This window comes from Plantactinospora sp. B6F1 (genome assembly GCF_040120695.1).
GTDB lineage: Bacteria > Actinomycetota > Actinomycetes > Mycobacteriales > Micromonosporaceae > Plantactinospora.
The window spans coordinates 129,207-143,903 of sequence record NZ_JBEEAC010000010.1 but is presented as its reverse complement, the minus strand read 5'-3'; the positions used below and the strand labels follow the sequence as shown (position 1 = coordinate 143,903).

Here is a 14,697-nt window from a genome sequence, read left to right as displayed (position 1 = left end):
ACCAGTCACGGACATCGTTTCACGAGGGGTTCTCGCGTTCTGCGTCCCGGCCCGATCCTCCCCTACAGCCGGGACAACGCCGCGTCGACCACCTCGGTACGCGGCAGCTCCGCCAGCTCCGCCCGGGAGAACCAGCCGGCCGTCTCGGTCGAGCCACCCGCCGCCTCGGTCACCTTCGCCTCGGTGGGCGCGTCGACCTCGACCCGGTAGATCACCCGGACCCCGTGCCAGTCCAGCGACCGGCCCTCGGGGCCGAACTCGGCGGTGTTGTGCCGGTGCGACACGTGCAGCAGGCCCGTCACCCGGCCGAGCTGTCCGGTCTCCTCGACCAGCTCCCGCAGCAGCGCGCTGACCGGCTGCTCGCCATGGTCGGTACCGCCGCCGGGCAGATGCCACCGGCCGGCTCCGGGGAACCCGGTCGCGATCCGGGTCAGCAGGATCCGGCCGGCGGGATCGGTGGCCAGCCCGTACGCCGCGAAACGCTGATACCGGTCGACCGCTGCCGGACGCATCGCCCCCTCCGTCGGCGCCGACCCACCGGTCACGGGGCCGTCCGTCACGGGCACGTCGGTCACGGGTACGTCCGTCACGGGAACGGTGCTCTCCGGCAGCGGCTCTGCCGGGCGGCCGAGTAGTTCGGCGGTGAACGGCATCAGGGTCAGCCCGGCCAGCTCCGCCGGGGTGACCCAGGCGACCTCGTCGGTGCTCCCGCGCGCCTCGACGCAGAGCGTGCCGCCGGTCGGTACGACGTCGTAGACGATCCGGTCGGTGTGCTCGGCCACCGGCCCTTCGACGCCGGCCAGCCGGACGACGTCGGCGAGCACCAGCCGTACCCCGGTCACCTCGACGGTCAGTCCGGTCTCCTCGACGAACTCACGGCACACCGCCGCCGTCGGATGCTCCCCATGCTCGACGCCGCCGCCGGGCAGTTGCCAGACGCCGGGAAAGCGTGCGGTCGCGGACCCGCGGGCGAGCAGCACCCGCTCGCCGTCCCGACACAGCCCGTACGCCCCGATCCGCCGCCATCTCCGCACTGCCGCCACCTTCCCGCACGCCGCACCGATCATGCCGGTCGGGGCGACCGCCGGCACGGGCGGGTCGGGAACCGGCGGCGGTCAGCCGAGCCGGGCCGCGTGGACGGCCTCGGCGGTCACCTCGGTGAGCCGGTCCACCGGCAGCGCCTCCAACTCCTCCCGGCCGAACCAGCGGGCCTCGGAGGTGGAGCCGCCGACGTCACCGACGGTGGGCGGGGCGGGCGAGTCGACGACCACCCGGTAGAAGGCGCGAACACCGTGCCAGTCGATCGGATAGCCCTCGGGGCCGAGCGAGGCGGCGTCCCGGTGGCTCGCCACCCCGATCAGCTCGACCAGCCGGCCGCGCTGTCCGGTCTCCTCGACCAGTTCCCGGATCAGTGCCGCGCCCGGCTGCTCCCCGTAGTCGGTTCCGCCGCCGGGCAGGTGCCAGCAGCCCGCCCCCGGATAACCGTCGGCAACCCGGGTCAGCAGCACCCGGCCGTCCGGATCGGTGGCGACCGCGTACGCGGCGAAGCGCTGCGCCCGGTGCAGCCCGTCCGGCCCGGGTACGGCGTGGAAGGACGGGAACTCCGGCGCCTCCTCCGGCCGCAGGTCGACGGGCCCGCCGGGCAGGCCCAGGGCTCGTGCGGTGAACGGCCGCAGCAGCAGCTTCTCCGCCTCTTCCAGGGTGTGCCAGCGGGCGAGGTCGGTGGGCTGACCGACCCGGTCGCAGAGCGTGCCACCGCGCACGGAGACCTGGTAGAGCAGGCGGTCGGTGTGGATCGTCACACCGCGGTGCGGCAGCGATCTCATGTCGGCGAGGACGTCCCGCAGGCCGACGACGGAGACGGAGAGCCCGGTCTCGGCGGCGGTCTCGCGCACCACCGTGTGGTTCGGGTCCTCCCCGTGGTCGACGGCACCGCCGGGCAGCGACCAGACACCGGGCGTTCCGGACCGGGAGGAGGCCCGGACCAGGAGCACCCGGTCGGTTGAATCGGTGCAAATCGCGTACGCAGCGATCTTGCGGATCGGTTCCAGCGCGGGGGTCACAGGGCCGAATTCTCCCTTGACGGCCCGACCCGGCCACAAAAAGAGTCGGATTCCTGACAGTTCACCGGGCATCGGGCTGCTGGGCCCGGCCGTGATGAGCGCCGGTGGCACCGGTCAGGGAAGCGTCAGGGTCGCTATCCGGGCGGTCACCGAGGACGCGGCGGCCGTCTCGGCGGACCGTGGAGACATGACGCAGATACCACTCAACCAACCTCCGTACAAGCAGCTCCGTCGACCGACCACGGACCGCATGATCGCCGGTGTGGCCAGCGGCCTCGGTCGCTACTTCAACGTCGACCCCACCCTGGTCCGGGTGGTCTTCGCCGCGGTGGCGGTTTTCACCGGCGGGCTCGGCCTGCTGGCGTACCCGGTGCTCTGGTTCCTGATGCCCGAGGAGCCGGCCAACGCGCCCGCCTGGCCGCACCCGCCCGGCACCGGCCCGGTCTGGCCACCGACCTGGCCGGGCGGCCCGCGGACCGATCAGCCCGCCCCGCCGACCACGCCGGGCACGCCGCCGACCTCGTCGGCGGCCCCAACGGCCCCGCCGGCCCCGCCAACCGCTCCGCCGACCCCGCCGACGGCTCCGCCCGCTCCTGACGGAGAGGCTGGCGCCGAGGGGCCGACCGAGGCGTTCGGCGACAGCGCGTCACACCCGCGCCATCCCGGGTGAGCCGCGGTCACTCCCACTCGATGGTGCCCGGCGGCTTGCTCGTCACGTCGAGCACCACCCGGTTGACCTCGGCGACCTCGTTGGTGATCCGGGTGGAGATCCGGGCGACGACGTCGTACGGCAGGCGGGACCAGTCCGCCGTCATGGCGTCGGAGCTCGACACCGGCCGGAGTACCACCGGGTGCCCGTAACTGCGTCCGTCACCCTGCACCCCGACGCTGCGTACGTCGGCGAGCAGCACCACCGGGAACTGCCACACATCCCGGTCGAGACCGGCGGCGGTGAGTTCCTCCCGGGCGATCAGATCCGCCGCCCGGAGCAGGTCGAGCCGCTGCCGGTCCACCGCCCCGATGATCCGGATCGCCAGCCCCGGGCCGGGGAACGGGTGCCGCCAGACCATCGCCTCGGGCAGCCCCAGCGCCACGCCGAGCTGGCGTACCTCGTCCTTGAAGAGCGTCCGCAACGGCTCGACCAGCGAGAACCTCAGGTCCTCCGGCAGACCGCCGACGTTGTGGTGCGACTTGATGTTGGCGGTACCGGAGCCGCCACCGGACTCCACCACGTCGGGATAGAGGGTGCCCTGCACCAGGAACTCGACGTCGCCGCCGGCCGCCACCTCCCGGGCCGCCGCCTCGAAGACCCGGATGAACTCCCGGCCGATGATCTTGCGCTTCTGCTCCGGGTCGGTGACCCCGGCGAGCGCGCCGAGGAACCGGTCGGCCGCGTCGACCACCTTCAGCCTGATCCCGGTCGCCGCCACATAGTCCTTCTCGACCTGCTCGGCCTCGCCGGCCCTGAGCAGGCCGTGGTCGACGAAGACGCAGGTGAGCTGGTCACCGACGGCCCGGTGCACCAGCGCGGCGGCCACCGCCGAGTCGACCCCGCCGGAGAGGCCGCAGATGACCTCCCTGTCGCCGACCCGGGCGCGAATCTCGGCGACCTGCTCCGAGATGATGTTCTCCGGGGTCCAGGTCGGCTCGATCCCCGCCACCTCGTAGAGGAAGCGTTCCAGCATCCGCTGGCCATGCTCGGTGTGCCCCACCTCGGGGTGGAACTGGGTGCCGACCCGGCGGCCGGCAAGATCCTCGAAGGCCGCCACCGGTGCCCCGGGTGACTCGGCGGTCACGGTGAACCCGTCCGGCGCCTCCGTCACGCAGTCACCGTGGCTCATCCAGACCGACAGCTCGGCCGGAAGATCCCGGAGCAGGGCGGTCGCGTCGGACCGGGCCCGCAGGGTGGCGCCGCCGTACTCCCGGCCGCCGGTGCGGGCCACCGTGCCGCCGAGGGCCCGGGCCATCGCCTGGAAGCCGTAACAGATGCCGAAGACCGGCACCCCGGCGTCGAAGAGCTTCGGGTCGACCTGCGGGGCGCCCGGCGCGTAGACGCTGGCCGGGCCGCCGGAGAGGATGATCGCCGCCGGATCCCTGGCCAGGATCTCGGCCACCGGCGTCGAGTGCGGGACGATCTCGGAGTAGACCCGGGCCTCCCGGACACGGCGGGCGATGAGCTGGGCGTACTGGGCTCCGAAGTCCACCACCAGGACCGGGCGCGGCGTGTTCATGTGTACGAAGCCTACTCAGCGCGGCCGCCGTCCCGGAAACCGCCGCACGGGGTGGCTCACCAGCGGAGTGCGGCCGGGGCGTCCGCCGGGACCGCGGGGTGGCGCGGCGGGACGGGCGGGATCCGGGCGTACGCCGTGCCGAGCCGGGGCCGGGGGTCCGGATCCCCCTGGTTGGGCCAGAACGAGATCGCCCGCTCCGCCTGGGCGGCGATGGTCAGCGACGGGTTCACCCCGAGGTTTGCCGATACCGCCGCCCCGTCCACCACGTGCAGTCCCGGGTGCCCGAAGACCCGGTGGTACGGGTCGACCACCCCGTCGGCGGCGGTGGCCCCGATCACCGCCCCGCCGAGCAGGTGCGCGGTGACCGGCATGTCGAACGGTTCGGTCACCGACCCGCCCGGAACGCCGCCGATCCGCTCGGCGAGCAGCCGGGCGGCCCGGTTGCCGGCCGGGATCCAGGTGGGGTTCGCGGCCCCGTGGCCGGGCACGGTGACCAGCCGGCCACGGCGGTAGTGCACGGTCAGCGAGTTGTCCAGTGACTGCATCACCAGCGCGATGACGGTACGCCGGGACCAGTCCCGGACCGAGAGCAGTGGCAGGTAGGTCCGGGGCCGTCGGGCCAGGGTGCCGAGCCAGCGCCGGACGCGGTGCGGGCCGCCGTCGACCAGGGCCGACTGGAGCAGCCCCATCAGGTTGGCACCGTGGCCGTACCGGACCGGCTCGACGTGGGTCTGCGGGTCGGGGTGGAACGAGCTGGTGATCGCCACGCCGTCGGTGAAGTCGACGCCGTCGCGCCGGGCGGCCCGCAACGGCACCGTGGCGCCGAGGATCGCCTCCGAGTTCGTCCTGGTCAGCGCGCCGAGCCGGGACGAGAGGTGCGGCAGCACGCCGGCGGCGCGCATCCGGTGCAGCAGGCGCTGGGTCTGCAGCGCGCCGGCCGCGAAGACCACCTGACCGGCCCGGATCCGTCGACGGTGCCGGACGGGCCATGCTCCGGTGCGTACCGTCTCGATCTCGTAGCCGGCGCCCGACGGTGCCGGCCGGACCGCGGTCACCGTGGTCAGCGGGCGGACCTGCGCGCCGAGCCGCTCGGCCAACCAGAGGTAGTTCTTGACCAGGCTGTTCTTGGCACCGTGCCGGCAGCCGGTCATGCAGGCCCCGCAGTGCAGGCAGCCGGTCCGTTCCGGCCCGATCCCGCCGAAGTAGGGATCGGCCGCCCGCTGTCCCGGCCGCCCCAGGTAGACCCCGACGGGGGTGGCGGTGAAGGTGTGCCCGACCCCCATCCGGTCGGCCACCGCCCGCATCGCCCGGTCCGCCGAGGTCTCCCTCGGGTACGTCGTCACGCCGAGCATCCGCTTCGCCTGGTCGTAGTGGGGGGCGAGTTCGGCCCGCCAGTCGGTGATCGAAATCCACTGTGGATCGGTGTAGAACGCGGGCAGCGGCTCGTAGAGCGTGTTGGCGTAGACCAGCGAGCCGCCGCCGACGCCGGCACCGGAGAGGACCAGCACCTTCGCCGGCGCGGTGCCGCCACCCCGTGCCCCGGTGAACCGCCGGCCGGCGGAACGGAGCAGGGTGATCCGCTGGATGCCGTAGCAGCGCAGCGCGGGGGCCCAGAGGAAGCTGCGGACCCGCCAGGAGGTCTCCGGCAACTCGTGGTCGGCGAACCGCCGTCCCGCCTCCAGGACGGCGACCGAGTAGCCCTTCTCGACCAGCCGCAGCGCGGCCACACTGCCGCCGAAGCCCGACCCGATGACGACGACGTCGACATCGGCGACGGCATCGGCGTTGACATCGGCGTCGGCGTCGGCGGCATCGGCGACGGCGTTGACATCGGCGACGGCGTCAGGGGGTGGGTCTGCGCTGTCGGTGGGATCAGCCCCGGCGGTTCGCCCCATGTCGGCCATCATTACCGACCGGTAGCTACCGCGCCAGGCCGCAACTGCGCCAAGATTCCTGCTGCCGCGCTTTCGGCGGTGCAACGTCGGCGGGCCGACGATGCGTCTATTGGAGTACGGCCGGTCCTGGCAGACCGCATGGCCGAGGGGAAGTGGACGCGTGGCAGACAACGGGGAGAACGCCACCGGCGTACCCGCGAACGGCGCCGGGCCGGCAGCCGGAAGCGGCCGGAAGCGGCGGCGCCGGAGGGTCTGGCTCGCCGCGACCGTCGCGGTCGCGGTGCTGCTGGCCGGTACGGCATACGCGGCCAGCCGCTTCTGGGGCGGCTCCGCTCCGGCGCAGACGGCCCGGCCCGGTACGCCGGCACCGACCACCCCGACCCCGTCGCCCACCCCGAGCCCGACCCCGGAGCCCGGTGCCGACATCAAGGGGCCGCTCAACCTGCTGTTGGTCGGCGTCGACACCCGGATCAGCAAACCGGGCTGGGAGCCGCACGCCGACGCGGTGCTGATCCTGCACGTCACGAAGGACCTCGATCGGGCCTACCTGTTCGCGCTCCCCCGCGACCTGGTCGTCCAGATCCCCCGCTTTCCCAAGGCGAACTTCCCCGGCGAACGCACCAAACTGACCCACGCGATGAGCTACGGCAGCCGGGTACCCGGCAGGGACAAGCGCCCGGACACGGCGCAGGGCTTCCAACTGCTCTCCGCGACGGTGAGCGCGTACACCGGGATCAAGCGGTTCGACGCGGGCGCGGTCCTCACCTTCGGCGGCTTCGACGAACTGGTCGACGCCCTCGGCGGGGTGGAGCTCTACATCGACCAGCGGGTGGTCTCCCGGCACCGGGAACCGGACGGTACGCACCGTGCGCTCCGCGGTGGTGGTTACGTCGGGCCGCAGATGGTCTACGAGAAGGGTCGCCGGACACTGACCGGCTGGCAGGCGCTGGACTACGCCCGGCAGCGCTACACGGCCGGTGGCGCCTACACCCGGCAGCGACACCAGCAGCAGCTGATCAGGGCGATGCTGGTGAAGATCCTCAGCCAGGACCTGGCCCGGGACGCCGACCGGGTACGCCAGGTGGTCCGCTCGCTCGGCGACGCGCTGACCTTCACCAGCGGCAGCGGCTCGGACATCGTCGACTTCGGATACGCGCTCAGCCGGCTCCGCCCCGAGGCGATGACCCTGGTGGCGCTCCCCGGCAGCGGCGTCGGCCGGGGCAGCGGCTACCGGGGCGAACAGCTCACCCCGGTCAGCCGGAAGTTCATCGCCGAGCTGCGGGCCGGCCGGGCCGACGCGTACCTGGCGGCCAATCCGAAACTGGTGGTGCGGAACTGACCGCGTCGTCGTCGCCTTGACCGCCCTACCGCCGCCCAATAGCCTGCCCTCGATGATCCCGAGGCACCCGGCCCCGGGTCGTCGAACAACGGGGAGGACGGCATGCGATTCGGTAAACGACTGGCAACTCTGGTCGTGATGGTTCTAGGTTTTGCGATCCTGCCTGCTAATGCGGCTCAAGCTGCCTATTACAACACGTACACCACCATAGCCAGCACGCCCAACACGAGCTGCTGCACCGGGGTACAGGGCTTCGTCGCCGGATCCACCTACCTCTACTCCATCAAGAACCGCACCAATCACGACGACACCTCCGTCATCTACCGCGTCCACAAGACCACCGGTGCGCGGGTGCTGATGACGAACGGCACGAACAACACGTCGACCAACCCGTGGCTCGGGCACGGGAACGACATGACGATCGTCGACATCGACGGGCAGCACCACATGTTCGTCGTCACCATGAAGGCGACCGGCGCGCAGCTCGTACGGCTCCGGTACGAGGGCACCACCTACTACCACGCCGGGTCGTACCAGCTACGTCTCAACGGGGCAGTGGCGACGCCGTCCGGGGTCCACCGGGTCTCGGTCACCAGCACCACCATCACGTTCATGTTCAAGAGTGGCCGGACGATCTACAACGGCAGTCTCCCGCTGCGCGCCTCCTCCGGGACCATAGAGCTGACCAACGCGTTCAAGCTGCAGGTCGACGGCGCCCTCGTCAACGGCGCGACGGTGCCGGACCTGGGAACCTTCACCAACCAGGGATTCTTCTACGACGCGCCCAAGAAGGTCCTCTACTACCCGCTGACCAAGGAGAACCGCAGCATCGTGCTCGTCTACCGGAACGTGTCGCCGACGACGACGGGAACGGCGCCCGCAGCCACCGACCTCTCCTTCCGGATCACGTCCTCGGCATACACCCTGTTCGAGATCGAAGGCGTAGGAATCAGCGACGGCAAGCTGTACTTCAACACGAACCGGGCGAACTCCAGCGGTGCCCACGACGGAGTCCACGTGTTCAACGGCTACGTCGCGGCCTGAGCACAGGGGACGGTGGGGACTCGCTGTGTTCGGCGATTGAGTCACGGCGAGTCCCACGCCACCATTGCCGCGTACCTCAGCGCATGGTGCGTCAGGGCAGGGGTGGCGCGGTGGTGCCGGAGAGCCAGGCGTCGAAGAGCGGACGCAACTGCCTCCCGGCGACCCGCTCGGCATGCGCCACCAACTCGTCGGTGGTCGCGTTGCCGTCCCGCTTCTCCGCCGCCCAGCTCCTCAGGATCCGGAAGAACGACTCGTCGCCGACCGTCCGCCGCAGCGCGTGCACGGCCAGCGCGCCGCGCTGGTAGACCGCCCGGCTGAAGATCTCCGAAGGGCCCGGGTCCAGCGCCGGCTCCGCCCAGTCGGTGCGGGCGTACTCCTGCTCGAACCTGGCCTGCGCGCTCGGCCCGCCGTCGTGTTCGGTCCAGAGCCACTCGGCGTAGCTGGCGAAGCCCTCGTTGAGCCAGAGGTCGCTCCAGCGCTCGATCGAGACGCTGTCGCCGAACCACTGGTGCGCCAGCTCGTGCACCACCACCTCCAGGTTCGGGCCCTCCGTGAAGAACGCCGGGCCGTACACCGGGCGGGACTGGGTCTCCAGCGCGTACCCGATCCGGCTGTCGGCGAGCGCGATCCCGCCGTACGCGTCGAACGGGTACGGGCCGAACCTGGTGGCCAGAAAGTCGGCGATCTCGCCGGTACGGGCCAGCGACCGCTCCGCCGGCCCGCCAGCGGGCAGGTCCGCCGCGATCGCGGTGACCAGCGGCTTGCCGGCGTGCGTGCCGGTGCTGACCCGGTAACTCCCGATCACCAGCGTGACCAGATAGCTGGCCATCGGGGCCCGCTCCGCCCAGCGCCAGGTGGTCCAGCCGGCGTCGGTGCTGCTGCCGCCCGGAACCCCGTTGCTCAACGCCGCCAACCCCTCCGGCACGGTCGCCTCGACCTGGTACGTCGCCTTGTCCAGCGGATGGTCGTTGACCGGGAACCAGGTGCTCGCCGACTCCGGCTGGCCGAGCGCGATCGCACCGTCCGAGGTGTGCAGCAGCCCACCGCTACCCAGCTCGGCGTTGGTGATCGGGACCGGCTTGCCGGAGTAGCGCACCCGTACGCCGAACCGGTCACCTCGGCCGAGGCCGGTGGCGGGGGTGATCACCAGCTCGTTTCCGGTCCGGGCGTGCGCGGCGTCGGTGCCGTCGACCTGGACCGACGAGACGGTCAGCCCGGCCAGGTCGAGGTTGAACCGGGACAGGTCCTGGGTCGCGGTCGCCTCGATGCTGGCGTCACCGGTCAGCTCGTCGGTCGCCGGGTCGTACCTGACCTGGAGGCGGTAGCTGGCGACGTCGTAGCCGCCGTTGCCGTAGGTCGGGAAGTAAGGGTCACCGATCCCGGGCGCCCCGGGTCGGAAGCCCTCGGGCGCCGACTCGTCCCGGCGACCGGTGCAGCCGCCGGCCGAGAGCGCCACCAGCAGCGCCACCAGCACGCCGGCCAGCGCCGACCGCCCCGACCTGACCACCACGTCTGGAGGATAGCGGCGATGGTCACCGGTCGAGGACAAGCCCGACCTTCTGGAACTCCTTCAGGTCCCGGTAACCGCACTTGGCCATCGCCCGGCGCAGCCCGCCGAACAGGTTCAGTTGGCCCAACGGGTCGTCGGACGGTCCGTAGAGCAGCTTCTCCATCGAGCCGAGCGGCTCGTCGGCCACCCCGTACGCGCCGCGCGGCAGCTTCGGGTGGCTGGCCGCCGGATGCCACCAGGCACCGCCGGCCGGCGCCTCGGCGCAGAGCGAGAGCGGCTCGCCGAGCATCACCGCGTCGGCGCCGCAGCCGAGCGCCTTGGCGATGTCGCCGGAGGTCTGCAGGTCGCCGTCGGCGATCAGGTGCACGTACCGGCCACCGGTCTCGTCGAGGTAGTCCCGCCGGGCCGCCGCCGCGTCGGCGATCGCGGTGGCCATCGGCACCCGGATGCCGAGCACCGACTCGGTGGTCGACCACTCGTCACCGCCGAGCCCGACGATCACCCCGGCCGCACCGGTCCGCATCAGGTGCAGCGCCGTCTTGTAGTCGGTGCAGCCACCGGCGACGACCGGCAGGTCGAGGTCGGCGATGAACTCCTTGAGGTTCAGCGGCTCGTCGGTGGTGGAGACGTGCTCGGCCGAGACGATGGTGCCCTGGATGACCAGGATGTCGACCCCGGCGTCCAGGATCACCGGGGCCAGCGCCAGGGTGTGCTGCGGGGAGACCCGGACGGCGACCGTGCCGCCACCCTCGCGCATCTGCCGGACCCGTTCGGCGATCAGTTCGGGCCGGATCGGCTCGGCGTACACCTCCTGGAGCCGGCGGGTCGCCCCGGAGCCCTCCTCCAGCCGGGACAGCTCCTCCAGCACCTTGGTCGGGTCCTCGTACCGGGTCCACAGGCCCTCGACGTTCAGCACCCCGAGCCCGCCGAGCCGGCCCAGGGCGACCGCCGACTCGGGGCTCATCGTCGCGTCCGACGGGCGCCCGACGCAGGGAATCCCGAACTGGTACGCGTCGAGCTGCCAGGCGGTCGAGACGTCGTCCACGTCCCGGGTACGCCGGCTCGGCACGATCGCGATGTCGTCCAGGTGGTAGCCGCGCTGTGCGGTCTTGCCCAGCCCGATCTCGACCACGTCACGCATGGGTCACTCCAGGTTAGAAGGGGGTGGTGGCGGGGAGGCCGCGACCGTCAGCGGGTGTGGTAGTTCGGTGCCTCGACCGTCATCTGGATGTCGTGCGGGTGGCTCTCCTTCAGACCGGCGGCGGTGATCCGGATGAGCTGCCCCCGGCGGTGCAGCTCGGGAATGGTCTCCGCGCCGACGTAGCCCATCGCCAGCCGCAGCCCGCCGACGAGCTGGTGCGCGACCCGGGCCAGCGGGCCGCGGTAGGGCACCTGGCCCTCGACCCCCTCCGGCACCAGCTTCTCCTCGCTGGCCACGTCGTCCTGGAAGTAGCGGTCCTTGGAGTACGACCGGGCCTGCCCGCGCGACTGCATCGCGCCCAGCGACCCCATCCCCCGGTAGGCCTTGAACTGCTTGCCGTTGATGAACATCAGCTCGCCCGGGCTCTCCTCGGAGCCGGCCAGCAGGCTGCCGAGCATCACGGTGTCGCCGCCGGCCACCAGCGCCTTGGCGATGTCGCCCGAGTACTGGATGCCGCCGTCGGCGATCACCGGCACCCCGGCCGGGCGGGCGGCCCGGGCCGCCTCCATGATCGCGGTGATCTGCGGTACGCCCACCCCGGCGACTATCCTGGTGGTGCAGATGGCGCCTGGCCCGACCCCGACCTTGACCGCGTCGGCACCCGCCTCGACCAGCGCCTTCGCCCCCGCGTAGGTCGCCACGTTGCCGCCGATCACGTCGGCGGCGGTGTCCTTCTTGAGCCGGCCGACCATGTCGAGCACGGCTCGCTGGTGCCCGTGCGCGGTGTCCACGATGAGTACGTCCACCCCGGCCTCGACCAGCGCCCGGGCCCGCTTGTAGGCGTCCTCGCCGACCCCCACCGCGGCGGCGACCCGGAGCCGGCCGGCGTCGTCCTTGGTGGCCAGCGGGTACTGCTCGCTCTTGGCGAAGTCCTTGACGGTGATCAGGCCGCGCAGCCGCCCGTCCGGGTCGACGATCGGCAGCTTCTCGACCTTGTGCCGGCGCAGCAGGTCGAGCGCCTCCTCCTTGGTGACCCCGACCTGCCCGGTGATCAGCGGCATCGGGGTCATGATCTGGCGGACCGGGGTGTCGCCGTCGGTGACGAACCGCATGTCCCGGTTGGTCACGACGCCGACCAGGGTGCCCTGGGCGTCGGTCACCGGTACGCCGGAGATCCGGTAACGCCCGCAGAGCGCGTCGACGTCCCGCAGGGTGTCGTCCGGGCCGCAGGTGACCGGGTTGGTGACCATGCCCGCCTCGGAGCGCTTCACCAGGTCGACCTGGAGCGCCTGGTCCTCGATCGAGAGGTTGCGGTGCAGTACGCCGATGCCGCCCTGCCGGGCCATCGCGATCGCCATCCGCGCCTCGGTCACCGTGTCCATCGGGCTGGAGACCAGCGGGATGGCGAGGTTGACGTTGCGGCTGAGCCGGGTCAGGGTGTTCACCCGACTCGGGATGATCTCCGACTCGCCCGGTTGCAGCAGCACGTCGTCGAAGGTCAGCCCGAGCGGCACCACCCGGGCCGAACCGGCCGGCAGTTCGGGCAGGTGCCCGGCGAGCTGGTCGGCGTCGGTGGCCAGCGGAAGGTCGTTGGTGGGCCGGTTCTCCACGATGTGTCCCCTGCTGCTGTTGTGACGGTCGATAACGATCACCGCCGACGCGGCTGCGGCCATCGCCCACGCGACTGCGGCCATCGCCGACGAGGGTCGGTCGGCGCTGAGCTGGTCGGACAGGTTGCCCGGCGGCAGGGCGGTGTCCGGGGTTCGCCCCGGGTACGGCGCGATGGTTCATCGTACCCATCCGGCGGGGCGGGCGTCGCGGGCGCGGGTACAGCGGCGGTACAGGCCACCAGGGGTGACCACGCCGGGCGGTGTTGGGACTACGGTGGAGGGGTGCACGAGGAGCCGATCGACCCGTTCAACGGTGACCCCGCCGATCCCTCCGCCGGCCTTGACGACCCGGGCGAGGAGGCCGAACTCGACCCGCTCAGCGAGGTCGAGCGACAGGACGTGCTGGAGGACCTCGCCGACCTGGAGATCTACCAGGCGCTGCTGGGTCCGGTCGGGGTGCGCGGCCTCGTGATCGAGTGCGAGGACTGCCGGGAACCGCACTATTTCGACTGGGACCTGCTCCGGGGCAACCTGCGGCACCTGCTCAGCTCCGGCCGGCCCCGGGTGCACGAGCCGGCCTATGACCCCGACCCGGACCACTACGTCACCTGGGAATACGCCCGTGGCTACGCGGACGGGGTGCACGACACCCTGACCGAGACCGCCGAGGAGAGCGAGGGCGAGGCCGAGACCCCGCGCTGATCCCGCCGGGCCGACCGCCCAACGACCCGACCGCCCGGCCGGTCTGCCGAACAGGCACTCTCCGGCCGCCGGGCCGGCGCGGAACCCGTCAGGCCACCAGGCCGGCGCGGAACCCGGCCGCCACCGCGTGCGCCCGGTCCCGGGCTCCGAGCTTGCGGAACAACCGGCGGGCGTGGGTCTTCACCGTGTCCTCGGAGACGAAGAGCTCCCGGCCGATCTCCGCGTTGCTCTTCCCGTCCGCCATCCCGACCAGCACCTGCATCTCGCGCTCGGTCAGCACCGGGCGGCGGGGCGGGACCGGGCGTGCCGCACCGCCGGAGCCCTCGGCGCCGGCCGGCTCCTGCCCCGACGCGCCGGGCCCGCCCGGGCCGGCCTTCTCCGCCGGGTACCCCGGACCGGCGCCGGGCGCCGTCGCCGGGTCGGTGGGCGCGTTCGGGTCGTCCGCACGCTGGGCCGGTACCACCGCCGGTCCGGTCGGCTGCTCGCCGGTCGTCTCACCCGCACCGGTACGCGGCTGCGGGTCGTCCCGCCGGCGTACCGTCGACTCGTCCCCCGGCGGGCGCCCCGCGCCCGGTCCGTCCGCGCCCGGTCCCTCCCGGCCGGGTCCGGTCGGCGCCCGCACCGCGCTGCCCAGCCGCTGGCCGGCCGCCGGCTGGCCGGCACCGTCACCGGGCCGGCCCGCACCGGCCGGGCCACCCGCCTGGCCACCGCCGGCCAGCGCGCCGCCGGCCAGCGCGGCACCGCCCCGACCGGACCGGCCGCCGAGCAGCAGGATCGCCTTCGCCACCACGCTCACCAGGTCGTGGTCGCTGCCCTGGATCAGCCCGCGGGCGCCGGCCGCGATCGTCGCCGCGGCGACCCCCGGATCCTCGGCGCCGAGCAGCAGGATCGCCGCTCCGGGCGACCGGGCCAGTACCCGCCGGGTGAAGCCGACGCTGTCCGGGCGGGTGAGCGCGGTGTCCGCGAGCACCACGTCCGCCGGCCGCTCGGCGAGCCGGAGCATGGCCTCGGGGTCGGACACCGCGGTACGGACCGCGGCGGCCAAACCGAGCCGGGCCGCCGCTGCCGCGACGTTCTGGGCCGCGAGCGGGGTCCGGACGCAGACAAGAACGGTGCGCACGGTGCTCTCCTCTCCGCAACGAGGAGACCACGCCAGTGAGTG

11 protein-coding genes and 1 pseudogene are annotated in these 14,697 nt (G+C 72.6%); 4 read left to right on the top strand and 8 right to left on the bottom strand.

Features of this window, described 5'->3' with window-relative positions:
- Positions 1-62 precede the first annotated feature (62 nt).
- The gene (locus tag ABNF97_RS15925) at positions 63-1,034 is read right to left on the bottom strand and encodes an NUDIX hydrolase (protein ID WP_349338982.1); all 972 of its coding nucleotides are present in this window, start codon (positions 1,032-1,034) and stop codon (positions 63-65) included.
- 81 nt (positions 1,035-1,115) lie between these two features.
- A complete protein-coding gene (locus ABNF97_RS15920) occupies positions 1,116-2,063 on the bottom strand; it encodes an NUDIX domain-containing protein (RefSeq protein WP_130462044.1) in 948 nt (315 codons plus the stop codon).
- A gap of 187 nt (positions 2,064-2,250) precedes the next feature.
- On the opposite strand from ABNF97_RS15920, the pseudogene ABNF97_RS15915 reads away from it, so the two are divergent.
- A pseudogene (locus ABNF97_RS15915) lies at positions 2,251-2,559 on the top strand (PspC domain-containing protein); the annotation flags it as partial.
- A gap of 181 nt (positions 2,560-2,740) precedes the next feature.
- On the opposite strand, the gene guaA reads toward ABNF97_RS15915, so the two are convergent.
- Positions 2,741-4,294, bottom strand: a complete 1,554-nt coding sequence (guaA, locus tag ABNF97_RS15910) for a glutamine-hydrolyzing GMP synthase (RefSeq protein ID WP_349338981.1) — start codon at positions 4,292-4,294, stop codon at positions 2,741-2,743.
- 56 nt (positions 4,295-4,350) lie between these two features.
- Positions 4,351-6,189, bottom strand: a complete 1,839-nt coding sequence (locus ABNF97_RS15905) for an FAD-dependent oxidoreductase (RefSeq protein ID WP_130462041.1) — start codon at positions 6,187-6,189, stop codon at positions 4,351-4,353.
- Positions 6,190-6,349: 160 nt separating this feature from the next.
- Here ABNF97_RS15905 and ABNF97_RS15900 point away from each other — a divergent pair, with 160 nt between their 5' ends.
- Entirely contained in the window at positions 6,350-7,528 is a 1,179-nt protein-coding gene (locus ABNF97_RS15900; RefSeq protein WP_349338980.1) for an LCP family protein, read from the top strand.
- Between the two features lie 138 nt (positions 7,529-7,666).
- Positions 7,667-8,572, top strand: a complete 906-nt coding sequence (locus ABNF97_RS15895) for a hypothetical protein (RefSeq protein WP_349338979.1) — start codon at positions 7,667-7,669, stop codon at positions 8,570-8,572.
- Positions 8,573-8,663: 91 nt separating this feature from the next.
- On the opposite strand, the gene ABNF97_RS15890 is transcribed toward ABNF97_RS15895, so the two are convergent.
- The 3 genes from ABNF97_RS15890 to guaB are packed head-to-tail and all read right to left on the bottom strand — an operon-like array spanning position 8,664 to position 12,833.
- Positions 8,664-10,079 carry a M1 family metallopeptidase gene (locus tag ABNF97_RS15890; RefSeq protein WP_502930493.1) on the bottom strand — a complete coding sequence of 472 codons (1,416 nt, stop codon included), beginning with the start codon at positions 10,077-10,079 and terminating at the stop codon, positions 8,664-8,666.
- A gap of 25 nt (positions 10,080-10,104) precedes the next feature.
- The gene (locus ABNF97_RS15885; protein ID WP_130462039.1) at positions 10,105-11,223 is read right to left on the bottom strand and encodes a GuaB3 family IMP dehydrogenase-related protein; all 1,119 of its coding nucleotides are present in this window, start codon (positions 11,221-11,223) and stop codon (positions 10,105-10,107) included.
- 47 nt (positions 11,224-11,270) lie between these two features.
- Positions 11,271-12,833 (bottom strand): IMP dehydrogenase, encoded by a 1,563-nt coding sequence (gene guaB / locus ABNF97_RS15880; RefSeq protein WP_502930492.1) that lies wholly within the window; start codon positions 12,831-12,833, stop codon positions 11,271-11,273.
- 282 nt (positions 12,834-13,115) lie between these two features.
- Between guaB and ABNF97_RS15875 the strand changes: the two genes are divergently transcribed.
- Entirely contained in the window at positions 13,116-13,535 is a 420-nt protein-coding gene (locus ABNF97_RS15875) for a DUF5319 family protein (RefSeq protein ID WP_130462038.1), read from the top strand.
- Between the two features lie 88 nt (positions 13,536-13,623).
- On the opposite strand, the gene ABNF97_RS34165 is transcribed toward ABNF97_RS15875, so the two are convergent.
- Positions 13,624-14,655 (bottom strand): response regulator transcription factor, encoded by a 1,032-nt coding sequence (locus tag ABNF97_RS34165; protein ID WP_130462037.1) that lies wholly within the window; start codon positions 14,653-14,655, stop codon positions 13,624-13,626.
- Positions 14,656-14,697 lie beyond the last annotated feature (42 nt).

Bases quoted from the DNA above. Each gene is read 5' to 3' on its own strand.
- guaA (WP_349338981.1), bottom strand. From the start codon at position 4,294: ATGAACACGCCGCGCCCGGTCCTGGTGGTGGACTTCGGAGCCCAGTAC.
- ABNF97_RS15905 (WP_130462041.1), bottom strand. From the start codon at position 6,189: ATGGGGCGAACCGCCGGGGCTGATCCCACCGACAGCGCAGACCCACCC.
- ABNF97_RS15895 (WP_349338979.1), top strand. From the start codon at position 7,667: ATGGTTCTAGGTTTTGCGATCCTGCCTGCTAATGCGGCTCAAGCTGCC.
- ABNF97_RS15885 (WP_130462039.1), bottom strand. From the start codon at position 11,223: ATGCGTGACGTGGTCGAGATCGGGCTGGGCAAGACCGCACAGCGCGGC.